General features: G+C 72.1%; 18 protein-coding genes. 11 read left to right on the top strand and 7 right to left on the bottom strand.

Translation table 11 applies throughout. The features are described 5' to 3' along the window. Positions 1-99: 99 nt before the first annotated feature. Positions 100-837, bottom strand: coding sequence for a polyphosphate--glucose phosphotransferase (ppgK, locus tag ABZZ04_RS22850; RefSeq protein WP_356934032.1), 738 nt, complete (start codon positions 835-837; stop codon positions 100-102). 150 nt (positions 838-987) lie between these two features. Next, positions 988-1,977 (bottom strand): 4-hydroxy-3-methylbut-2-enyl diphosphate reductase, encoded by a 990-nt coding sequence (locus tag ABZZ04_RS22845; protein ID WP_356934031.1) that lies wholly within the window; start codon positions 1,975-1,977, stop codon positions 988-990. 84 nt (positions 1,978-2,061) lie between these two features. Here ABZZ04_RS22845 and ABZZ04_RS22840 point away from each other — a divergent pair, with 84 nt between their 5' ends. The 4 genes from ABZZ04_RS22840 (at position 2,062) to ABZZ04_RS22825 (ending at position 6,099) form a co-directional block, all read left to right on the top strand. Continuing rightward, entirely contained in the window at positions 2,062-3,483 is a 1,422-nt protein-coding gene (locus ABZZ04_RS22840) for an APC family permease (RefSeq protein WP_356934030.1), read from the top strand. A gap of 167 nt (positions 3,484-3,650) precedes the next feature. Further along, on the top strand, positions 3,651-4,862 hold the full coding sequence (xseA, locus tag ABZZ04_RS22835; RefSeq protein ID WP_356934029.1) for an exodeoxyribonuclease VII large subunit: 1,212 nt from the start codon (positions 3,651-3,653) through the stop codon (positions 4,860-4,862). Between the two features lie 112 nt (positions 4,863-4,974). Next, complete coding sequence (locus tag ABZZ04_RS22830; RefSeq protein WP_356934028.1) at positions 4,975-5,232, top strand: exodeoxyribonuclease VII small subunit; 258 nt, start codon at positions 4,975-4,977, stop codon at positions 5,230-5,232. A gap of 276 nt (positions 5,233-5,508) precedes the next feature. Next, on the top strand, positions 5,509-6,099 hold the full coding sequence (locus ABZZ04_RS22825) for a malonic semialdehyde reductase (RefSeq protein ID WP_356934027.1): 591 nt from the start codon (positions 5,509-5,511) through the stop codon (positions 6,097-6,099). Between the two features lie 96 nt (positions 6,100-6,195). Here the strand turns inward: ABZZ04_RS22825 and ABZZ04_RS22820 are convergent, their stop codons facing one another. Further along, complete coding sequence (locus ABZZ04_RS22820; protein WP_356934026.1) at positions 6,196-6,714, bottom strand: DUF4245 domain-containing protein; 519 nt, start codon at positions 6,712-6,714, stop codon at positions 6,196-6,198. A 143-nt stretch (positions 6,715-6,857) separates the two neighbouring features. Here ABZZ04_RS22820 and glpX point away from each other — a divergent pair, with 143 nt between their 5' ends. Further along, complete coding sequence (gene glpX / locus ABZZ04_RS22815; protein ID WP_356934025.1) at positions 6,858-7,889, top strand: class II fructose-bisphosphatase; 1,032 nt, start codon at positions 6,858-6,860, stop codon at positions 7,887-7,889. Between the two features lie 265 nt (positions 7,890-8,154). Here the strand turns inward: glpX and ABZZ04_RS22810 are convergent, their stop codons facing one another. Both ABZZ04_RS22810 and ABZZ04_RS22805 read right to left on the bottom strand, forming a co-directional pair. Further along, positions 8,155-8,538, bottom strand: a complete 384-nt coding sequence (locus tag ABZZ04_RS22810) for a WhiB family transcriptional regulator (protein WP_148838976.1) — start codon at positions 8,536-8,538, stop codon at positions 8,155-8,157. Between the two features lie 370 nt (positions 8,539-8,908). After that, entirely contained in the window at positions 8,909-9,568 is a 660-nt protein-coding gene (locus ABZZ04_RS22805; RefSeq protein ID WP_356934024.1) for a DUF1707 domain-containing protein, read from the bottom strand. A 295-nt stretch (positions 9,569-9,863) separates the two neighbouring features. On the opposite strand from ABZZ04_RS22805, the gene ABZZ04_RS22800 reads away from it, so the two are divergent. After that, complete coding sequence (locus tag ABZZ04_RS22800; protein ID WP_356934023.1) at positions 9,864-11,540, top strand: fumarate hydratase; 1,677 nt, start codon at positions 9,864-9,866, stop codon at positions 11,538-11,540. Between the two features lie 124 nt (positions 11,541-11,664). Here ABZZ04_RS22800 and ABZZ04_RS22795 read toward each other — a convergent pair whose 3' ends face one another. Next, positions 11,665-12,525: a LuxR C-terminal-related transcriptional regulator gene (locus ABZZ04_RS22795; RefSeq protein ID WP_356934022.1), complete on the bottom strand. Its 861-nt coding sequence runs from the start codon at positions 12,523-12,525 to the stop codon at positions 11,665-11,667. Between the two features lie 196 nt (positions 12,526-12,721). On the opposite strand from ABZZ04_RS22795, the gene ABZZ04_RS22790 reads away from it, so the two are divergent. Continuing rightward, the gene (locus ABZZ04_RS22790; protein ID WP_356934021.1) at positions 12,722-14,122 is read left to right on the top strand and encodes an MFS transporter; all 1,401 of its coding nucleotides are present in this window, start codon (positions 12,722-12,724) and stop codon (positions 14,120-14,122) included. A gap of 472 nt (positions 14,123-14,594) precedes the next feature. Continuing rightward, positions 14,595-15,896, top strand: a complete 1,302-nt coding sequence (locus ABZZ04_RS22785) for a M18 family aminopeptidase (RefSeq protein WP_356934020.1) — start codon at positions 14,595-14,597, stop codon at positions 15,894-15,896. Positions 15,897-15,988: 92 nt separating this feature from the next. Here the strand turns inward: ABZZ04_RS22785 and ABZZ04_RS22780 are convergent, their stop codons facing one another. Further along, positions 15,989-17,518 (bottom strand): ricin-type beta-trefoil lectin domain protein, encoded by a 1,530-nt coding sequence (locus ABZZ04_RS22780; protein ID WP_356934019.1) that lies wholly within the window; start codon positions 17,516-17,518, stop codon positions 15,989-15,991. A gap of 105 nt (positions 17,519-17,623) precedes the next feature. On the opposite strand from ABZZ04_RS22780, the gene ABZZ04_RS22775 reads away from it, so the two are divergent. The 3 genes from ABZZ04_RS22775 (at position 17,624) to ABZZ04_RS22765 (ending at position 22,145) form a co-directional block, all read left to right on the top strand. Continuing rightward, positions 17,624-19,048 (top strand): class II fumarate hydratase, encoded by a 1,425-nt coding sequence (locus tag ABZZ04_RS22775; protein WP_356934018.1) that lies wholly within the window; start codon positions 17,624-17,626, stop codon positions 19,046-19,048. Positions 19,049-19,161: 113 nt separating this feature from the next. Next, entirely contained in the window at positions 19,162-19,863 is a 702-nt protein-coding gene (locus tag ABZZ04_RS22770; RefSeq protein ID WP_356934017.1) for a DUF402 domain-containing protein, read from the top strand. Between the two features lie 371 nt (positions 19,864-20,234). Then, positions 20,235-22,145: an ATP-binding SpoIIE family protein phosphatase gene (locus tag ABZZ04_RS22765; RefSeq protein ID WP_356934016.1), complete on the top strand. Its 1,911-nt coding sequence runs from the start codon at positions 20,235-20,237 to the stop codon at positions 22,143-22,145. The last annotated feature ends 66 nt before the right edge of the window (positions 22,146-22,211 follow it).

Here is a 22,211-nt window from a genome sequence, read left to right as displayed (position 1 = left end):
CGCGCCGCGCCGCCCCCCCCCCGCCCGCCCGCCCCCGCCGCCGGCCCGCCGCCCCCCCCCCGCCCCCCCCCCCCCCCCACGACGAGGTGCCGTCGGTGGTCAGTGGCCGCCGGCCGCCATCGCCGCGCCCACGATGCCCGCGTTGTTCTGCAACTGCGCCGGCACCATCTCGGCCCGTACGTTCTCGATCAGCGGCAGGAACTTGTCGGCCTTGCGGCTGACCCCGCCGCCGATGATGAAGAGCTCGGGCGAGAACAGCATCTCCACATGGGCCAGGTACTTCTGCAGCCTGCGCGCCCAGTGGTGCCAGCTCAGGTCCTCGTCCTCGCGCGCCTTGGTCGAGGCGTGCTTCTCCGCGTCGCGGCCGTTCAGCTCCAGGTGGCCCAGCTCCGTGTTGGGCACGAGCCGGCCGTCGGTGAACAGGGCGCTGCCGATTCCCGTACCGAGCGTCAGCACGATGACCGTCCCCTTGCGGTCGCGGCCCGCGCCGAACGTCATCTCGGCGATGCCGGCCGCGTCGGCGTCGTTCAGGATCGTGACGGGCTGTCCCAGCCGGTCGCCGAGCAGTCCGCGGGCGTCCAGGTCGATCCAGCCCTTGTCGACATTGGCCGCGGTACGCGTGTGCCCCCCGGTGACGACGCCGGGGAAGGTGATGCCGATCGGCCCCGACCAGTCGAAGTGGCCGACCACCTCGGCCACGCACCCCGCCACGTCATCGGGCGTCGCCGGGTGCGGCGTCAGTACTTTGTGGCGCTCCTGCGCCAGGTCCCCGCGGTCCAGGTCCACGGGAGCACCCTTGATCCCGGATCCGCCGATGTCCACGCCGAAGATCTGCATGCGGTCCACGGTACGGGCAGCCGACCCGGCGCACTCCCCGGAACGCGAGGACGCGTCCGCCGAAGGAGGGGTGCGCCGGGGCCCCACTTCTCGGAAGGGGCCCTGCTCGGAAGGGGCACTGCTTCCCGATGAATGCGGCGAGTGCGGCGACTACTTCCCGGAGAGTGCGGCGGCCTCGGCGCGCAGGTCTCGGCGGAGCTCCTTGGGCAGCGAGAACGTGATCGACTCCTCGGCCGCCTTCACGATCTCCACGTCCTCGAAGCCGCGCGCGGACAGCCACTCCAGGACCCCGTCGACCAGCACCTCGGGCACGGACGCGCCGGACGTGACGCCGACCGTGGAGACACCGTCCAGCCACGCCTCGTCGATCTCGTCGGCGAAGTCGACCAGGTGGGCGTCGTTCGCCCCGGCGCCGAGGGCGACCTCGACCAGGCGGACCGAGTTGGAGGAATTCTTGGAGCCGACGACGATCACGAGGTCGGCGTCCTCGCCCATCTGCTTCACGGCGATCTGGCGGTTCTGCGTGGCGTAGCAGATGTCGTCGCTGGGCGGCGAGATCAGGAGCGGGAACTTCTCCTTGAGCGCGCCGACCGTCTCCATCGTCTCGTCGACGGAGAGCGTCGTCTGGGAGAGCCAGACGACCTTCGACGGGTCGCGGACCTCGACACCGGCGACGTCCTCGGGGCCGTCGACCAGCGTGATGTGGTCGGGGGCCTCGCCGGAGGTGCCGATGACCTCCTCGTGGCCCTCGTGGCCGATGAGAAGGATGTCGAAGTCCTCCTGCGCGAAGCGGACCGCTTCCTTGTGGACCTTGGTGACCAGGGGGCAGGTCGCGTCGATCGTGGCGAGCTTCCGCTCGGCCGCCTCCTGGTGCACGGTCGGTGCGACGCCGTGCGCGGAGAACATCACGATCGAGCCCTCGGGGACCTCCGCCGTCTCCTCGACGAAGATCGCGCCCTTCTTCTCCAGGGTCTGCACGACGTACTTGTTGTGGACGATCTCGTGGCGCACGTACACCGGGGAGCCGTACTGCTCCAGGGCTTTCTCCACGGCGATCACGGCACGGTCCACGCCCGCGCAGTAGCCACGGGGAGCGGCGAGCAGGACGCGGCGAGGTGTCGTAGCAGTCATGCGCCCCATCGTAAGGCCGCGCCGGACGCGCGAAAGATCGGCACTGTCGCAAAACTGATGCGTACGCGGACATACGCGGACAACGGAGGGCTCATGTCGGAGACCGGCGGCAGCGGCGACAGCGGCAGTGGTGACGGCGACGGTGCCGGTGGGGTCACGGGGACGCGGGGCCCGGCGGGGGCGCACCAGGAGGGCGGCAGGCTGCGGCGGACGCTCGGCTTCCGGGACCTGGTGGTCTACGGGCTCCTCTTCATCGCGCCGATGGCTCCCGTCGGGGTGTTCGGCACGCTCGACGCGAAGTCGGACGGCGCGGTCGCGCTGGTCTACGTCGCGGCGACCGTGGTGATGGCGTTCACTGCGTTCAGCTACGCCCAGATGGTGCGGGTCGCACCGCTGGCGGGCTCGGTCTTCGCGTACGCGCGCAAGGCGCTCGGGGAGGGGCCGGGGTTCATCGCCGGGTGGATGGCGATGCTCGACTACCTGCTGATCCCGGCGGTCGCCTATCTCTTCTCGGGGATCGCGCTGAACTCGCTGGTCCCGTCGGTCTCGCGGTGGGTGTGGACGGCGCTCGCGGTCGTCGTCACCACGTTGCTCAACCTATGGGGCGTACGGGCCGCAGCCCGGGTCGGCTTCGCGGTGCTGGCGATGGAGATCGTGGTGCTGCTGGTGTTCCTGGTGTCGGCGGTGGTGGTCCTCGTGCGGGACGGGGCGCAGCGCGGCTGGCTGACCCCGCTCACCGGGGATTCCGCCTTCTCCATGTCGGCGGTGGTGGGGGCGGTCTCGGTGGCCGTGCTGTCCTATCTGGGCTTCGACGCGATCGCCTCGTTCGCGGAGGAGGTGACGGGGGGTTCGGAGAAGGTGGCGCGGGCGGTGCTCTTCTGCCTGGTGCTCGCGGGCACGCTGTTCGTGGCGCAGGCGTATCTGGCGGCGCTGCTGGAGCCGATGACGTCGGCGGAGCTGGCCGCCGATCCGGCCGCGCAGGGGTCGGCGTTCTACGACACGGTGGACGCGGCGGTCGGGAGCTGGCTGCACGACCTGGTGGCGGTCAGCAAGGCGATCGGCGCGGCCTTCGCGGCACTGGCCGGGCAGGCGGCGGCGGGGCGGCTGCTCTTCGCGATGGCCAGGGAACGGCGGCTGCCCCGGGTGCTCGCCGGGGTCGATCCGGCGTCGGGGGTGCCGCGGTCCGCGATTCTGCTGGCGGCGACGGTGACGCTGGTCGCCGCGGTGTGGGCGGCCCGGCGGGACGACGGTCTCGACCATCTGGTGTCGGTCGTCGACATCGGCGCCCTGACGGCGTTCGTGCTGCTGCACGCGTCGGTGGTCGGCTGGTTCGCCGTGCGCCGGATGGAGGGGCCGCCGAGCTGGTGGCGGCACGTGCTGGTGCCGGTGGTGGGCGCGGGGGTGCTGATCGCGGTCATCGTGGAGGCTACGGCGAGCGCGCAGGTGGTGGGGGTGTGCTGGTTCGGGGTGGGGCTGGTGGTGCTGGCGGCGCAGTGGGGACGCCGGACGGCCTGAGCGCCCGTCGCGCGACCGCGGCGGCCGAGGAACACCCGGCAGGTCCGGGAACGGGACCGGCCCCGGAACGGGGACGTCGAACGGGGCGCCGGGCCGGGCCGGAAGCGGGGCGCGGCGGCCGTCGTCGCAGCCGCCCGATTGTCGGTGGGGGCGGATACGCTCGCCGCATGGCTCTCCAAACGTCCTCGGAAGCTCCGCTGCCCGTCGGTGAAGTGTCGCGGCTCATCGGCGGCTGGATCGACCGGCTCGGGGCGGTCTGGGTGGAGGGGCAGATCACCCAGCTGTCGCGCCGGCCGGGTGCCGGGGTGGTGTTCCTGACGCTGCGCGACCCGTCGCAGGACATCTCGGTGGGGGTGACGTGCTTCCGCCAGGTCTTCGACCGGATCGCCGACGTGGTGACGGAGGGCGCGCGGGTCGTCGTCCTCGCCAAGCCCGAGTGGTACGCGCCGCGCGGCCAGCTGTCCCTGCGGGCCACGGAGATCCGGCCGGTCGGCATCGGCGAGCTGCTGGTCCGGCTCGAACAGCTGAAGAAGTCGCTGGCCTCGGAGGGGCTCTTCGCGCCGGGCCGGAAGAAGCCGCTGCCGTTCCTGCCGCAGCTGATCGGCCTGGTCTGCGGACGGGCGTCGGCCGCCGAGCGCGATGTCCTGGAGAACGCCCGGCGGCGGTGGCCCGCGGTCCGCTTCGAGGTGCGCAACACGGCGGTGCAGGGTGTCCACGCGGTGAACCAGGTGGTCCAGGCGGTGAAGGAGCTGGACGACCTCCCGGCCGTCGACGTGATCGTCGTGGCGCGGGGCGGCGGCAGCGTGGAGGACCTGCTGCCGTTCTCGGACGAGCAGCTGATCCGGACGGTCGCCGCGTGCCGTACGCCGGTGGTGTCGGCGATCGGCCACGAGCCCGACTCCCCGCTGCTCGACCTGGTCGCCGACCTGCGCGCCTCCACCCCGACGGACGCGGCCAAGAAGATCGTGCCCGACGTGGGCGAGGAGCTGGACCGGGTGCGGCAGCTGCGCGACCGTGCGCTGCGGGCGGTACGGGGGCTGCTGGACCGGGAGGAGCGCGGCCTGGCGCACGCCCTGGCCCGGCCGTCGATGGAGCGCCCCCATCGGATGGTGGACGAGCGCGCCGCGGAGGTCGACGCGCTGACCGGCCGGAGCAGACGGGTGCTGGGACATCTGCTGGACCGGGCCGACTCGGAGCTCGCGCACACCCTGGCCCGGGTCGTCGCGCTGTCCCCGGCGGCGACGCTGGAGCGCGGGTACGCGGTGCTGCAACGGGCCGACGGCCAGGTCGTGCGCTCCCCCGAGGACGCGGGGAAGCCGGGCGACGTGCTGCGGGCCCGGGTGTCGGGGGGCGAGTTCGCCGTGCGGGTCGACGAGTGAGCGGGCCCGGCGCGGGTGCGCACGGGTCCGGGGCCGCGCCCACACGCGCGGCCGGAAGCAGGGACGTACGAGGTCACGGGCCCCTGGCGGGCCGGAGAACAGGGTGGAACGCATGACGGACAAAGCGACCGCAACGGCGGAGGCGGCGGACACGCTCGGCTACGAGCAGGCCCGCGACGAGCTGATCGAGGTGGTGCGCCGCCTGGAGGCGGGCGGCACGACGCTGGAGGAGTCCCTCGCGCTGTGGGAGCGGGGCGAGGAGCTGGCGAAGGTGTGCCGGCACTGGCTGGAGGGCGCGCGCGCCCGGCTGGACGAGGCACTGGCGGGACCGGCCGCCCCCGAGGGCGACGGCGCGGCGGACACCGACTGAGCCGGACGGAAACGAACCGGACGGAAACGAACGGGACGGAAAAGAACGGGACGGAAACGAGCCGGACAGAAACAGGGCGAGCGGAAACGAGCAGGTCGAACGGGACGCGAGCGGGCCGGGAACGGCCCGGGAGCGAGGAGGGCGGGACGGGCGGGTCGGCACATGTGCTGTGCAAAGGATCACTCCACCCCCGCTTTAGTTGAAAGTTAACCTACTTCTCCCGTACGGTGTTCCACGTTGCTCGATCCCGTGTACGCCCGGAAGGTAATACGCCCGATGTCCCTCGCCCTTGACCCCGCCGCCCAGGACCTCCTCTTCCGTGAGGCCCGCACCGCCAACACCTTCACCGACGAGCCCGTCAGCGACGAGCAGGTCCAGGCGATCTACGACCTGGTCAAGTACGGCCCCACCGCCTTCAACCAGTCGCCGCTGCGCGTCGTCCTGGTCCGTTCCGACGAGGCCCGCGCCCGCCTGGTGAAGCACATGGCCGAGGGCAACCAGCCGAAGACCTCGACCGCCCCGCTGGTCGCGATCCTCGCCACCGACAACGAGTTCCACGAGGAGCTCCCGGCGCTGCTGCCGCACTTCCCGCAGGCCAAGGACGCGTTCTTCTCCGAGCGCCCGGTCCGCGAGTCGGCCGCCACGCTGAACGGTGCGCTGCAGGCCGCGTACTTCATCATCGGCATCCGCGCCGCCGGCCTGGCCGCGGGCCCGATGACCGGTTACGACGCCGCGGGCATCGAGAAGGAGTTCCTGGACGGCGACCACAACGTGCTGATGGTCGTCAACATCGGCAAGCCCGGCGAGGACGCCTGGTTCCCGCGCCTGCCGCGCCTCTCCTACGACGAGGTCGTCACGACCGTCTGACCGTCGCCGCGCACACGGGGAAGGCCCCGGAATCCGCCGAGGATTCCGGGGCCTTCCCCGTACGTGTCCATACGCGTCCGCACGCGCCCGCGCGGGTCAGGACTCCTTGAGCGCCGCGGCCATCTCCGCCAGCCGCTCCGTCGAGGCGGAGCCCGTGACGACCGTGGTCGAGCCCTTGTCGAGGCGCACGAGGGCGTCGTACTTGTCGCCCTTCCAGTGCTGCCAGTCCTCGCCCGCGACCTGTCGCGTACGGCCGGTGTCCCGGGCGTCCTGACTGACCTCGGTGACGTACTTCTTCGCCGGGGAGGTGGACTGCTCCACCGCGACGTACTTGCCGTCCGGGTCGAGGAAGCCCAGGTGCCAGCTGTTGCCCTGCACGCGGCTGTAGCTGACCGAGGTGGGCTTCCAATCCCCGGCCAGTCCGTCCGGGGCCACCACGGGGTACGGCGCGGCGCGGCGCGCCGTCAGAAGCTCCACCCGGTAGTCGATCGCCTTGACCGGGTTGGCGTTCTCGTCGTGCGGAATGAAGATGTAAGCACTCCCCGCGACGGCGGAGATGACCGCCATCGACAGGAACATGTCCCGCACCGTCTGCTTGCCTCGCTTGCTAGCCACGGGTCCATGGTCGCATCAGGCCCGGCGGGCCCGACCCCGGGGGCAGCCCGCTCATAAGTGACCCGGTCTGCTCATTTTGTCGACCTGACGATAGAGTCACAGCACCCTCTTCCGGTCGTCGTCGTACAGAAAGGTGCGCTCCGATGTCCGAGCATCATCTGCCGTCTCAGCTCGAGGTCTCCCCGGAGGCCCCCGACCGCAACCTCGCCCTGGAGCTGGTCCGGGTCACCGAGGCCGCCGCCATGGCGGCCGGGCGCTGGGTGGGCCGCGGCGACAAGATCGGCGCCGACGGCGCCGCCGTGAAGGCCATGCGGACCCTCGTCTCCACCGTCTCGATGAACGGCGTCGTCGTCATCGGGGAGGGCGAGAAGGACGAGGCGCCCATGCTGTTCAACGGCGAGCGCGTCGGTGACGGCACCGGCCCCGAGGTCGACATCGCCGTGGACCCGATCGACGGCACGACCCTGAACGCCAAGGGCATGCCGAACGCCATCGCCGTGCTGGCCGCCGCCGACCGCGGCGCCATGTTCGACCCGTCCGCCGTCTTCTACATGGACAAGTTGGTCACCGGCCCCGAGGCCGCCGACTTCGTCGACATCAACGCACCCGTCTCGGTGAACATCCGCCGTGTCGCGAGGGCGAAGAACTCCGCCCCCGAGGACGTCACCGTCGTCGTGCTCGACCGCCCCCGCCACGAGGGCATCGTCAAGGAGATCCGGGAGACCGGCGCCCGGATCAAGTTCATCTCCGACGGCGACGTCGCTGGTTCCATCATGGCCGCCCGCGAGGGCACCGGCGTCGACCTGCTGATGGGCGTCGGCGGCACCCCCGAGGGCATCATCTCGGCCTGCGCCATAAAGTGCCTCGGCGGCGTCATCCAGGGCAAGCTCTGGCCCAAGGACGAGGCCGAGCGGCAGCGCGCCCTGGACGCCGGGCACGACCTGGACCGGGTGCTGTCCACCGACGACCTGGTCAGCGGCGACAACGTGTTCTTCGTCGCAACCGGCATCACGGACGGCGAGCTGATGCGCGGCGTGCGGTACCGCGCGGAGACGGCGACCACCGAGTCGATCGTCATGCGGTCCAAGTCCGGCACCATCCGGAAGATCGACTCCACGCACCGGCTGTCGAAGCTGCGCGCCTACAGCGCGATCGACTTCGACCGCGCGAAGTAGCCACCACCGCGCCGAGGCCGGCTCCGGAGTCCTGGAGCCCTGGAGCCACGGGACCGCGAGCCCCGGACCCCTCATGGGTCACGGGAGCCGCACGGGCCACGGCGGAAGAAACGCGAAGAGGCGCCCCCCTGTGCGGTGGGGGCGCCTCTTCGCGTTGTCCGGCCCACGTCGTCCGGCCCACGTCGTCCGGCTCGCACTGTCCGGCTCGCACTGTCCGGCCCGATCCGCCCGGCCCGCGTCGTCCGGCCCGATCCGCTCGGCCCGGTCAGCCCGCCGCGGCGATGCGGTCCGCCGCGGCGGAGGACGCGGACGAGGCCTTGAGCTCCATCTCACGCCGTCTGCGGCGGGCGAGCACCACTCGGCGCTCGGCGGCGGTGAGCCCGCCCCACACCCCGTACGGCTCCGGCTGTATGAGCGCGTGCTCCTGGCACTCGATCATCACGGGGCAACGAGCGCAGAGGCGCTTCGCCGACTCCTCGCGCGCGAGTCTGGCAGCAGTCGGCTCCTTCGACGGGGCAAAGAACAGCCCGGCCTCGTCCCGGCGGCACACCGCCTCCGAATGCCAGGGGCCGGCCTGGTCCTCCCGCGCGGGGGTGCGCTGGGGAGGAACGGCGGCGACCTGCAGGGGCTGATGCGGCAGTTGCAGCACGGTCTACTCCTGACGACTTCGCGAGCGGGAGACGATGCAGCTTCCCCTACCCGCTGTGCGCGCGCCTATGCACTGAGTGGCTCTTCGTCCGGGTCCGCCAAATCATGCCCGCGCGGCATTTTGGCTTGTTCTCGAAGGAGTTCGAAGCAGTTCGAATGCGCTCCGGAAAAGCCGGGAGAACCGGGAGTGAACCGGAAATGCCCGGAGCGTCTCGGAGAATTCCGGAACAGTCCGGATGGCTTCGGACGACTTCGGAGCACCCGGGAGAAGTACGACAAGGGCCGAAAGGTTCGGCGCGGGCGGGTCCGCCGGAATCCGGGTACGGCGAACCCTGCCCCCATCGGGGACGTATCGCCTGGTGGGCCGCCTGTCAGCCGAAGTGCTTGCGCAGCCGGTCGTGAAGGTCCGCAATGAACTTTCCGCGCTTGGGCCTCGCCTCGACACTGCCGAAAACCGAATAGCCGTTGACGACGACCACCGGCGCTTCCGGATCCGCGGATTCCAGTGTGGTGACTTCGAAACTGCCGAAGACACCCGTGCCGCTGCCGCGCAGCGAGATGTTCTCGGGAACCCTGATATCGACACTCCCGAAGACGGAAGTGGCGTTGATGACCGTGAGTCTCTGGCCGAAAAGAGCCTCGGTCAGATCGATCTCCACACTGCCGAAGAGCGCGAAGGCATTCGTGCGGCTGCCGACCCGCCAACGCCCCTTGCGGGTGGACCCGCTGAAGATCGCCACCATGTTGTCGACCGGACCCGCGGGGTCGCCGTGGGCGGGCACGCCCGCGGTGGCCGGGCGGGCGGCGGTCGAGGCGGCGGGCAGGTCCCGCACCAGCGGTTCGAGCTCACCGACGGTCTTGGCGCGGTAGACCGCGTCGACCCGCTCGGAGTGTTCCTCGGCGGTGAGCCGGCCCTCGGCCATGGCTTCCCGCAGGATGTCCGCGATCCGGTCCCGGTCCGCGTCGGAGGCGCGGATACCGGCCGGCTCCGCGGGGGCTACGGGCTGCTGGGGGTGCTTTTCGAGGTCCACCGACCCAGCGTACCGAAACGCGATAGATCGCGACTACCCCCGCGGACCCTGTCGTGTCGCCCCGCACGCACCCTCAGCACCTCCTCGCACACCCCGACCGCGCCCCATCGCGCCTCCTCCTCGCACACCCCGACCGCGCCCCGCCGCCCCTCCCCCTCGCACACCCCGCCGTACCACGGACCCGTCCCGGAAGGGTGGAACTGAGCCTTACCTCACAGCTTCGGCACCCGTGCGGCGTTCTACCCTGGTGGATGCGCTGCCCAAGGGAGGTCAGCCGCCGTCTGCCGAGTGAGGAATGGCCGTAATGCCAGAGTTTGCGTACTCCGATCTGCTCCCCCTGGGCGAGGACACCACGCCGTACCGCCTGGTGACCTCCGAGGGCGTCTCCACCTTCGAGGCCGACGGTCGTACGTTCCTCAAGGTCGCCCCGGAGGCACTGCGCACCCTGGCCGCCGAGGCCATGCACGACATCTCGCACTACCTGCGCCCCGCCCACCTGGCGCAGCTGCGGCGGATCGTGGACGACCCCGAGGCGTCGTCCAACGACAAGTTCGTCGCGCTCGACCTGCTGAAGAACGCGAACATCGCCGCGGCCGGCGTGCTGCCGATGTGCCAGGACACCGGCACCGCGATCGTCATGGGCAAGCGCGGGCAGAACGTGCTCACCGAGGGCGGTGACGAGGAGGCCCTGTCGCGCGGCATCTTCGACGCGTACACCGAGCTGAACCTCCGCTACTCGCAGATGGCCCCGCTCACCATGTGGGAGGAGAAGAACACCGGCTCGAACCTCCCGGCGCAGATCGAGCTGTACGCGACCGACGGCGGCGCGTACAAGTTCCTCTTCATGGCGAAGGGCGGCGGCTCGGCCAACAAGTCGTTCCTGTTCCAGGAGACGAAGGCCGTGCTGAACGAGGCCTCCATGATGAAGTTCCTGGAGGAGAAGATCCGTTCGCTGGGCACGGCCGCCTGTCCGCCGTACCACCTGGCGATCGTCGTCGGCGGCACGTCGGCCGAGTTCGCGCTCAAGACCGCCAAGTACGCCTCCGCGCACTACCTGGACGAGCTGCCCGCCGAGGGCTCCCCCACCGGTCACGGCTTCCGGGACAAGGAGCTGGAGGAGAAGGTCTTCGAGCTGACGCAGAAGATCGGCATCGGCGCCCAGTTCGGCGGCAAGTACTTCTGCCACGACGTGCGGGTCGTCCGTCTTCCCCGGCACGGCGCCTCGCTGCCCGTCGCGATCGCGGTGTCCTGCTCGGCGGACCGCCAGGCCGTCGCGAAGATCACCGCCGAGGGCGTCTTCCTGGAGCAGCTGGAGAAGGACCCGGCGCGCTTCCTGCCCGACACCACCGACGAGCACCTCGACGAGTCGGGCGACGTCGTGAAGATCGACCTCAACCGGCCGATGGACGAGGTGCTGGCCGAGCTGACCAAGTACCCGGTCAAGACCCGGCTCTCGCTGACCGGCCCGCTGGTCGTGGCGCGCGACATCGCGCACGCCAAGATCAAGGAGCGGCTGGACGCGGGCGAGGAGATGCCGCAGTACCTGAAGGACCACCCGGTCTACTACGCGGGCCCGGCGAAGACGCCCGAGGGGTACGCCTCCGGCTCCTTCGGCCCGACGACGGCCGGCCGCATGGACAGCTACGTCGAGCAGTTCCAGGCGGCGGGCGGCTCCAAGGTGATGCTCGCCAAGGGCAACCGCTCCAAGCAGGTCACCGACGCGTGCGACGCGCACGGCGGCTTCTACCTCGGCTCGATCGGCGGCCCGGCCGCGCGCCTGGCGCAGGACTGCATCAAGAAGGTCGAGGTCGTCGAGTACGAGGAGCTCGGCATGGAGGCGGTCTGGCGGATCGAGGTCGAGGACTTCCCCGCGTTCATCGTCGTCGACGACAAGGGCAACGACTTCTTCACCGAGCCCGCCCCGGCGCCGACGTTCACCAGCATTCCGGTACGGGGCCCCGGCCTCGCCTGACGCACCGGCACATCGCGCCCGCGGGGGCGTACCGGCGGCACGACCGCCCGGTACGCCCCCGCGGGCCCGTTCCCCGGCCTCCCCCGACGGGGCACGGGCCGTCCGGTCCCGGTGTCCCCGGGGCTCACTCCTCCAGCAGGCCCGACGTCGCGACCAGGTAGCCGAGCTGGGCCCGGCCGTTGCTGCCCAACTGCTCGGAGACCTTCCGCACGTGCTCGGCGACGCTGCGGCGGCTCATGCCGAGCCGGCGGGCGATCGACTCGTCCGTCTCACCGCCCACGACCGCCTGCAGGATGGTCCGTTGCAGGTCCGACGTGACCATCGGGGTGCGCAGCGGCACCCGTTCCGGGCGGACCGGGACCGAACGGGCCCATGCCTCGTCGAAGTGCCGGGCCAGGAAGCGGACCAGGGAGGGGTGCTGGATGCGCAGGGCGCTGTGCGGCTCGTCGGAGAACGGGATGAAGGCGAGGTCCCGGTCGAAGACGATGATCCGGTCGACGACCTCGGGGAGCGTCCTGACCTCGGCGCCCTCGGTCGTCACCCGTTCTATGTAGGCGAGCGTCACCCGGTCCGAGCGGACGGTGTGCTGATAGATGGTCCGCTGCCGGATGCCTCGGCGCAGGTTGTGCAGGTCCCGGGGCAGCGCCTCCTCCAGCGCGTGCGTGGGACGCCCGCCGCCCGGGTGGGCGGTGCGGACCTCCTCGCGGCAGCCGGCGACGCCCGCGTCGAGCGCCTTGCCGATGACGGCCTCGCCGGAGAGCCGGGTGAGGGCGGGTTGTTCGAGCCGGTGCAGATCGACGTACAGGTCCTCGAACGCGGCCAGGACGGCGCGGGTCGAACGGAGCGTCCGGCGCTTGCGGGCGATCGCCTCCTCGATGGACCCGAGCGCGTCGAAGGAGGCGGTCTCCGGCGGTACGGGGATGAGGCGTCCCGGGGCGTCGCGGTCCTCCACCATCAGATGCAGGGCGCTCAGGCAACCGGGCACCTCGCCCTCCGGAAGGCTGCCCTCCGTGAGCGCGCGCCGGTAGACCGCGAGGGCCGTGGCGCACGCGTGGTCCGGTGACGATTCGCGGCAATCACACGCCCGTGGGCCGGAATAATCGTCCTTCACAACCATGCAGATTACATTCGTGCACTCGGCACGCCGTGGGTGAACGCGGTCGCTCGGTGACGATGGGCCGGTGACGCACGACATCGAACAGGCGAACGACCGGTCGGGCCGTGCCCCGGGTTCCGGGCCGGGTGACGCGGCACGCGGGGAGCGCCGTTACCGGTTCCTCGTCGCCGGGTACGCGCTGTCCTCGTACGGCACCTTCCTGAACATGGTGGCGCTCAACCTGTTCGTCTACGAGACGACGGGCCGGGCGCTGGCGATGGGTCTGTTCATGACCGTGCGGCTGGCGTCCGGCTTCGTCGCCGGGCTGGTCGCCGGCGGTCTCCTCGCCCGGTTCGCCGCCAAGGCCGTCATGCTGTGGACGAACGTGGCGCAGGCCGCGGTGATGCTGCTGCTGGTCCTCGCGCCGCAGGGGGCGCGGACGGCCGCGCTGATGTCCGTCTCCGTGGTGGTCGGCGGCTGCGGGACGCTGTTCATGGTGGCGCTGCGCAGCTCCGTTCCCGAGATGGTCGGCGAGGACCGGAGGTCCTGGGCCAACTCCCTCTCCATCACGGGCCGTTCCCTGGCGATGGTGGCCGGTTTCGCCTCGGCGGGCGTGGTGGTCTCGCTCGTCGGGTACACCGCCGCGTTCGTGGTGGACATGGCCACCTTCGTGGTCTGCGCCGTGACGGTGGCGCTGCTGCCGATCGCGGGCGGGGGGACGGGGAAGGCCGCGGGCGGGATCCCGGGGGCGAAGGACGGGAAGGCGGTACGGGAGGGGCGGCGGTGGCGGATGCCCGGCGCGTTCCTCGCGACGGCCGCCGTGCCCGGTCTGGGACTGATGGTGGTGCTGCGGAGCGTGGACGCCCTCGGCTCCTCCTCCCACAACGCCGCGCTGCCGGTCCACTCGGCCGCGCTCGACGCCGCGCGTCCCGCCGTGTTCGTCAGCGCGTTCTGGTGTCTGTGGGCGCTGGGCAACGTCGTCGCGCAGCAGGTGATCCAGCGGTACGCCGTGCGCACCGGGCGGTCGGTGGGCGCGGCGGGGTTCGGGTACGGCACGTGTCTGATGTCCGGGGCGTTCATCCTGGCGTTCGCCGGGTTCCCGATGGCGGCGACCGCCGTGGTCGCACTGGTGGCCGGAGCGGCCGACGGGCTCACCGAGGTCTCGTACACCTCCCATCTGCAGACGCTCTCCCCCGATCTGCGCGGCCATGCCTTCGGGCTCTCCGCGACCGTGGAGAACCTCGGTTTCGGCGTCGGCATGATCCTGGTCTCGGCGGCGCTGGAGGGTCACCGCCCGCTGACCGTCGTCGCCTGGTCGCACGGGGCGGCCGTCGTGGTCGCCGTGGTGTTCCTGATCAGGATCTCGGCCCTGCGGAAGCGGTCCGCCGCACCGGACGCTCCTGACACATCGGACACCTCCCGCGCACCGGACGCACAGGACACGTCGGAGCGGTCCGTCGCCGAGCGTGACGAGCAGAACCGATGAGCCGTCACGTCCGACGAAATCAAGCCAATCTTGAGCTCCTCGGCTCCGGGGCCCGTCCGCCCGGCCCCGGAGCCCGCCCTCGCCCCGCCGGAACCCTTCCGCGCGGGACACCGCCCGCCCGGTGCCCGTCACCCCGGCCCGGCGCCCGTCCCCGCGGTTCCGGGGCCGGGTGCGGTCGTGCCCGGTCCGCGGTCCGGCACCGCCGCTTTCACGCAGCGGGCGGCGGGCCGGGCTTGCGTCCCCCCGGGCCGCTGCGGTGAGTTGTCGAACGTTCCTGAAGCACTCCGTCGGCCCGGCGGCCGGCGCCCCGCGCCGGGAGCCGGGGGACCCGTCCCGGCCGGACTCCCCGGTCGGCCTCCCCGGCCGGTCGCCGCACCGCACCGCACCGCACCGCACACGCCGCAACGGGCCGGGCCGCCCGCTGCGGGTCCCTCCACCCTCACCCTCGAATCACCGGAAAGGCGGACGCCGAATGACGCCGCTTCCCCACCGCAGCCACACCGATGACCTGCTGTCCTTCATCAGCGCCAGTCCTTCCCCGTACCACGTGGTGGCGAGCGTCGCCCAGCGCCTGGAGAAGGCCGGTTTCCGCGAGTTGCGCGGCACGGACGACTGGACGGGAACGACGGGCGGCAGTTTCGTCGCCCTCGGCGGTGCGCTGATCGCCTGGTACGTCCCCGAGGGCGCCCCGGCCCACACCCCCTTCCGGATCGTCGGCACCCACACCGACTCCCCGAACCTGCGGGTCAAGCCCTCCCCCGACACCTCCACCGCGGGCTGGCGGCAGATCGGCGTGGAGATCTACGGCGGCGTTCCGCTGAACACCTGGCTGGACCGCGACCTGGGCGTCTCCGGGCGGCTCGCGCTGCGCGGCCCCGACGGCACGGCCGACTCCCGGCTGGTGCAGATCGACGAACCGCTGCTGCGGGTGCCCCAGCTGGCGATCCACCTGGACCGCACGGTCAACGAGGGGCTCGCACTCGACCGGCAGCGCCACCTGGCCCCGGTGTGGGCGCTCGGGGAGCGCGCGGAGGGCGCCCTGCTGCGCCGGATCGCGGAGGCGGCCGAGGTCGAACCGGAGCGGGTGATCGGCTGGGACCTGATGCTCCACGACGTCCAGCCGCCCGGATACCTGGGTGCGGACCGGGAGTTCGTGGTGTCGTCGCGGCTGGACAACCTGGTGTCCGTGCACGCGGGCGTCGCCGCCCTGGTGGCCGCCGCGACCGCGGCCGACGAACCCGCGTACGTGCCCGTCCTGGCCGCCTTCGACCACGAGGAGGTCGGCAGCGGCTCGGAGACCGGGGCGCAGAGCCCGCTGCTGGAGCGGGTGCTCAACCGCTCGGTCCTCGCGCGCGGCGGCGGTGCGGAGGACTGGTCGCGCGCCCTGTCCGGCGCCTTCTGCGTCTCCGCCGACATGGCCCACGCGGTGCACCCCAACTACGCGGAGCGGCACGACCCGGACCACCGTCCGCTGCCGAACGGCGGCCCCGCCGTCAAGGTCAACGTCAACCAGCGGTACGCCACCGACAGCACCGGCGTCGCGGTGTTCGCGTCGGCCTGCGAGCGGGCGGGCGTGCCGTGGCAGCCGTTCGTCTCCAACAACGCGATGCCGTGCGGCACGTCGATCGGTCCGCTCACCGCGGCCCGGCTGGGCGTGGCGACGGTCGACGTGGGGGTGCCCGGGCTGTCCATGCACTCGGCGCGCGAGCTGTGCGGGGCGGCCGACCCCGGTCATCTGGGCGCCGCGCTGGGCGCGTTCATGACGACCGGCTGAGAGCCCGTCCGGGGCGTCCCGGACACCGCCGGGGGCGGGACGGCTGCTGCCGTTCCGCCCCCGGGGCGTTCACCGGGCGGACCGGTCGCCGGTCACGCGAACCGCTGCTGCGCGCCGCCGTCGCAGCTCTGCAGCCTCAGCGGTTCCTTCGCCCCCGCCAGCGTCAGGCACAGCCCGGTCGAGGCCGCCGGGCGCAGGGTTCCCGACTGCCGCACGAACTGCTGGTTGGCCGCGCCCGAGCAGTTGTACAGGATGGCCGTGACGCCCGCCTCGTAGTCGGCGCCCGGCACGTCGAGGCAGCGGTCGTGGCTCAGCGCCGTGCGGAGGGTCTTCGTGCCGGAGTCGTACCACCAGCCCTGGTTGCGGCCGCCGTGGCAGTCCCAGCCGCCGACCTTCGTGTCGTTGCGGGTCACCGAGCCGGGGGCGTCCACGCAGGTGCCCGTGGCCTCGTTCCTCAGGGGCTCGAAGAGGTCGTCCCACGCCCCGGCCCGCAGGACCGGCTTCCCGGTGCTCGCCGGGTCGGCGCAGCTCGCCTCGCGCAGGTTCGAGTTGTAGACCTGGGTCAGGCAGGACGCGAAGGCGCCGTGGCCGGCCGCGTTGGGGTGGTAGGACTGCCGCAGCGAGTTGGAGTCCGGCGGGAAGTGCCCGAGGTCGATGTAGAGGCCGCGGGCCCAGGTGGACTCGCTGCAGACCTCGTGGCCGTGGAAGAGCCGCGAGTTGTCGAGGTAGACGGCTCCGGTGTCCGCGGCGACCTTGCGCATGCCGCGCTCGAAGGCGGGCACCGCGACGTTGCGGCCCCAGGCGGCGTCGGAGTCGTAACCGGCGCAGCCGCCGGGAAGCTTCCCGGGGAAGTTCGGGTTGTCGTAGAAGTCCGGGCCGATGGGGCTCGGGTAGCCCATGACGACGAGCTTGTAGTCGCCGTCGGCGTAGCCGGCCCCCGACATGACGGTCCTCAGATCGCGCACCGTCCTCTCGACCTTGGGGACGAGCCCGTCGACGCGCGCCTGCCAGCCGCCCTCGTACTTGGGCTGGCAGGTGCCCTGGGAGAGCACCCAGCGCGTGACGCAGTCCGTCATGACCGGACCGAACTGGAGGTCGTCGTTGGCACCCGCCACCAGCACGATCATCTTGATGCGGGTGTTGCGCGCCTTGATGGCGAGGTTGTCGCTCTGCACCAGCTCGTCGGCGTACTGCTTCGAGCCGCCGATCACGATGTTGCCGGTGTACGCGCCGGAGCAGGAGACGTTGTACGTGACGTCCGCCGGGATGCCGGTGCGGTGGATCGCGGAGTCGGGCGAGCGGTGGCACCAGTTGTCGGGGCCGTTGGTGCCCGACTCGTACGTGCCGACGCCCTCGCCGGATATCTCGCTGTCGCCGAGCGAGATCAGCCCCGTCTTGCGTTCGGCGAGCGGGCGCTCGGCCGGGTCGCCGTACAGCCGGGTGGCCTCCGCGGCGCGGATGGCCTCCAGTTCGGGCGACAGGGGGGTGGATGCGATAGGGGTGGTACCGGACCGTTCCGCCGCGCCTGACGGTCCTGCGGCGGCGACCGCGCCGCCGAGCGCCGCCGCCATGGCCGCGGCGGCCGCGACCGTACGACGAAGCCTGTGCCTCGTGCGCCTCATTGCGCCTCCCGGGTTGTGGTTACCCCCGGTATTTACTGGTCGGTAGCCATCTTGGGAATAGAAACAACAAGACAAGTGCTCAACTTTTTCAGGAGGTTGAACCCCATGGACGACTCACAGGGCGGCGCACCGGCCCCCGCGGACGGCGCGGAATTCCGCATCGAGCACGACTCGATGGGCGAGGTGAGGGTCCCGGCGAACGCCAGGTGGCGGGCCCAGACGCAGCGCGCCGTGGAGAACTTCCCGGTCTCCGGGCAGCGGCTGGAGCGGGCCCACATCGAGGCCCTGGCCAGGATCAAGGCCGCCGCCGCGAAGGTGAACGCCGAACTGGGGGTGCTCGACGCGGACATCGCCCTGGCGATCCAGGAGGCCGCCGGGGAGGTCGCCGAGGGGCGGTGGGACGACCACTTCCCGGTCGACGTCTTCCAGACCGGCTCGGGCACCTCGTCCAACATGAACACCAACGAGGTCGTGGCCACCCTCGCCACCGAGCGCCTGGGCCGCGAGGTGCACCCCAACGACCACGTCAACGCCTCGCAGTCGTCCAACGACGTCTTCCCCTCGTCCATCCACATCGCCGCGACCGCGGCCGTCACCGGCGACCTGATCCCGGCACTGGATCACCTGGCGTCCTCCCTCGAACGCAAGTCCGTCGAGTTCGCGACGGTGGTGAAGTCGGGGCGCACCCATCTGATGGACGCCACGCCCGTCACCCTCGGCCAGGAGTTCGGCGGCTACGCGGCGCAGGTCCGGTACGGCGTCGAACGGCTGCGCGCCTCCCTCCCCCGCCTCGCCGAGCTGCCACTGGGCGGCACGGCCGTCGGCACCGGCATCAACACGCCGCCCGGCTTCTCCGCCGCCGTCATCGCCGAGGTCGCCCGGGCCACCGGACTGCCGCTGACCGAGGCCCGCGACCACTTCGAGGCGCAGGGCGCGCGGGACGGCCTCGTCGAGACCTCGGGCCAGCTCCGCACCATCGCCGTCTCGCTCACCAAGATCTCCAACGACCTGCGCTGGATGGCGTCGGGGCCGCGCACCGGCCTGGCCGAGATCAGCCTCCCCGACCTCCAGCCGGGCTCGTCGATCATGCCGGGGAAGGTGAATCCGGTCGTCCCCGAGGCCGTGCTGATGGTCGCGGCCCAGGTCACCGGGAACGACACGACGGTCGCCGTCGCGGGCGCCGCGGGCAACTTCGAGCTGAACGTGATGCTCCCGGTCATCGCGAAGAACCTGCTGGAGTCGGTGCGGCTGCTGGCCAACGTCTCGCGGCTGCTCGCGGACCGCACGGTCGACGGGATCACCGCGCACGCCGAGCGGGCCAGGGAGTACGCCGAGTCCTCCCCGTCCGTCGTCACCCCGCTGAACAAGTACATCGGCTACGAGGAGGCCGCGAAGGTCGCCAAGCGGTCCCTCGCCGAGCGCCGCACGATCCGCGAGGTGGTGCTGGACTCGGGCTACGTCGAACGCGGCGACCTCACCGTGGAGCAGCTCGACGAGGCCCTGGACGTGCTGCGCATGACCCGTCCGTGACCCGCGCCGCAGCCGACGGGCACCGGGCACCGGGCACCCCGGGGCGTGTTCCGGAAGTCCGGTCCGTGACCCGCGCCGCAGCCGACGGGCGCCGGGCGCCCTAGGATCCGTCCATGACAGGTACGGGCAGCGGACAGACCGAGCACTGGGCACCGGGGGACCACATCCTCTGGCGCTACCGTCGCAACGGCCCGCCGCCCGCGCCGGGGCGGGCGGGTGCCCCGGCCCCGTTCCACATCTGCCGCCCGGTCACCGTCGTGCAGGACACCGACGAGCTGCTCGCCGTGTGGGTGGCGCCGGGGACCGAGTGCGTGAAGCCGGTGCTGGCGAACGGCACCGACGTGCACGCCGAGCCGCTCGCCACCCGCTACACCGCCCCGCGCACCACCGCCCGCACCAGCTGGCTCGGCAACGGCGTGCTGAAGCTCGCCCGGCCGGGCGAACCCTGGTCGGTCTGGCTGTTCTGGGAACCCGCCTGGCGGTTCCGCAGCTGGTACGTGAACCTGGAGGAACCGCACACCCGGTGGGAGGGCGGCGTCGATTCCGAGGATCACTTTCTCGACATCTCCGTGTACCCGGACCGCAGCTGGGTGTGGCGCGACGAGGACGAGTTCGACATGGCCCGGCGGGCCGGTCTGATGACCCCCGGGGCCGCCCGTGACGTGCGGGCCGCGGGCCTCGCGGCCGTCGATGTGATCCGGGAGTGGGGCGCCCCGTTCCGGGACGGCTGGGAGGACTGGCGGCCCGATCCGCAGTGGCGCGTTCCGGTGCTTCCGGATGACTGGGACCGTACCCCCACGCGTATGCCGTCGTGAGACCCTTGATGCATCCCAGGGGGGCAAACGTAGGATCGTCCTCCGGAGGGCCGCTCCACCCCAACCGGGAGGTGCGGCGCAGCACCTGACCACAAGTCACCGCACGAGCACCGCGCACTGCATGAGCTGTATGAGCCGCATCAGTCGTATGAATCGTATGAGCCACTACGAGGGGGTGGAGACGTGCTCGTCGTTGCCCGCCCCGTCGCCAGAAACGTTGTCATCGGCCCATCCCGCAGGCATCCGGTTTCAGCCCCGTGTCCCGGGGCATCCGATGACAGCCGTTGTTATCGCCGCTCTTGCCGGGGCACAGTAACGCCTCACAAGGCGATTGCCTCATACAACCGGCCCGGACGGACGGAATCCCACGCGTGACGGAGCATCCCACCTCCCACGAAGGCCGGCAGCCTCTCGCCGCCCGGTCGCAGGAACGCACCCGGCCGCGGCAGCAGGACGCCGCTCCGGCCGCCTCCCCTGCCGCCGCGATCCCGGGGCCGACCGCTTCGCCCGGCCCCGCGGCGAGCACCGGCCCCGCCGGACTCGATCCCCAGGCCGCGGCCCGTCGCGAGGGCGACCGGCTGCGGTTCGTCGGCGCCGCCACCCGGCGGATCGCCCGGGGCATAGACCTGGACGAGATCGTGCTGGGCCTGTGCCGGGCCAGCGTGCCGACGTTCTCCGACGCCATACTGGTCTACCTCCGCGACCCGCTCCCGGTCGGCGACGAGCGGCCGGTCTCCCCCTTCGTGCTGCGGCTGCGCCGGTCCGACCGGCTGCGGCTGAACGAGGAGGGGGCGGCGGACAGCGCCTCGGAGATCGAGCGGCTGCGGCTGCCCGTCCTCGACCCGCACAACGACCTGGCGCCCGCGGCCGAGCTGTGCGAGGTCCGCTCCGGCGGCGCGCTGGCCGAGGTGCTGCGCGGGGTGCGCCCGGTCTTCGGGGACTCCGCGGCGGCCCGCGCCGCGCTGCCCGAGCTGCTCGGCGCCGACCGCACCGTGCCCACCGGGCACCGCGCGATCCTCGCCCCGCTGCGCGGACGGCGTCGGGTGATCGGCGCCGCCGTCTTCCTCCGCGGCACCGAGCGCCCGCCCTTCGAGGCCAACGACCTGCTGGTCGCGGCCCAGCTGGCGACGCACACCGCGCTCGGCATCGACAAGGCGGTGCTGTACGGGCGCGAGGCGTACATCGCCGACGAGCTCCAGCGCACCATGCTGCCCGACTCGCTGCCGCAGCCGACCGGGGTCCGGCTCGCCTCCCGCTACCTCCCGGCCGCCGAGACGGCCCGGGTCGGCGGCGACTGGTACGACGCGATCCCGCTGCCCGGCAGCAGGGTCGCCCTGGTCGTCGGCGACGTCATGGGCCACTCCATGACGTCCGCGGCGATCATGGGCCAGCTGCGCACCACCGCGCAGACCCTGGCCGGGCTCGACCTGCCGCCGCAGGAGGTGCTGCACCACCTCGACGAGCAGGCCCAGCGGCTGGGCAGCGACCGCATGGCGACCTGCATGTACGCGGTGTACGACCCGGTCGCGCACCGGATCACCGTCGCCAACGCCGGGCATCCGCCGCCCGTCCTGCTCCACCTGGGCGGCCGTGCGGAGGTGCTGCGGGTGCCGCCGGGCGCGCCGATCGGGGTCGGCGGGGTGGACTTCGAGGCGGTCGAGCTGGACGCGCCCGCGGGCGCCACGCTGCTGCTGTACACCGACGGCCTGGTGGAGTCCCGGCTGCGGGACGTGTGGACCGGCATCGAGATGCTGCGCGAACGGCTCGCCGCCACCGCCCGGCTCACCGGCCCGGACCACTCGCCGCCGCTGGAGGCGCTGTGCGACGACGTCCTGGACATGCTCGGCCCCGGTGACCGGGACGACGACATCGCGCTGCTCGCCGCCCGGTTCGACGGGATCGCGCCGAGCGACGTCGCCTACTGGCACCTGGAGCCGGAGGAGACCGCCCCGGGCCGGGCCCGCAGGCTGGCCCGGCGCGCGCTCAGCCGGTGGGGTCTGGACGACCTCTCCGACTCGGTGGAGCTCCTGGTCAGCGAGGTGGTCACCAACGCCGTCCGCTACGCGGAGCGACCGGTTTCGCTGCGGCTGCTGCGCACCGACATCCTGCGCTGCGAGGTCGGCGACGACGCCCCGCAGCTGCCCCGGCAGCGCCGGGCGCGGGACATGGACGAGGGCGGTCGCGGCCTTTTCCTGGTGAACCGGCTGGCCAGACGGTGGGGAGCGACCCGGCTCTCGACCGGCAAGGTGGTCTGGTTCGAGATGCCGACCCGGGTCCAGTAGGGGCGCCGGACGACGGGACCGTACGGGGCCCGGGGAAGAGCCCCGTACGGACGGTGACGAAATGTT

The sequence above is a fragment of the Streptomyces sp. NPDC006435 genome, from assembly GCF_040612315.1.
Lineage (GTDB): Bacteria > Actinomycetota > Actinomycetes > Streptomycetales > Streptomycetaceae > Streptomyces.
This window is presented reverse-complemented; position numbering and strand designations above follow the sequence as displayed.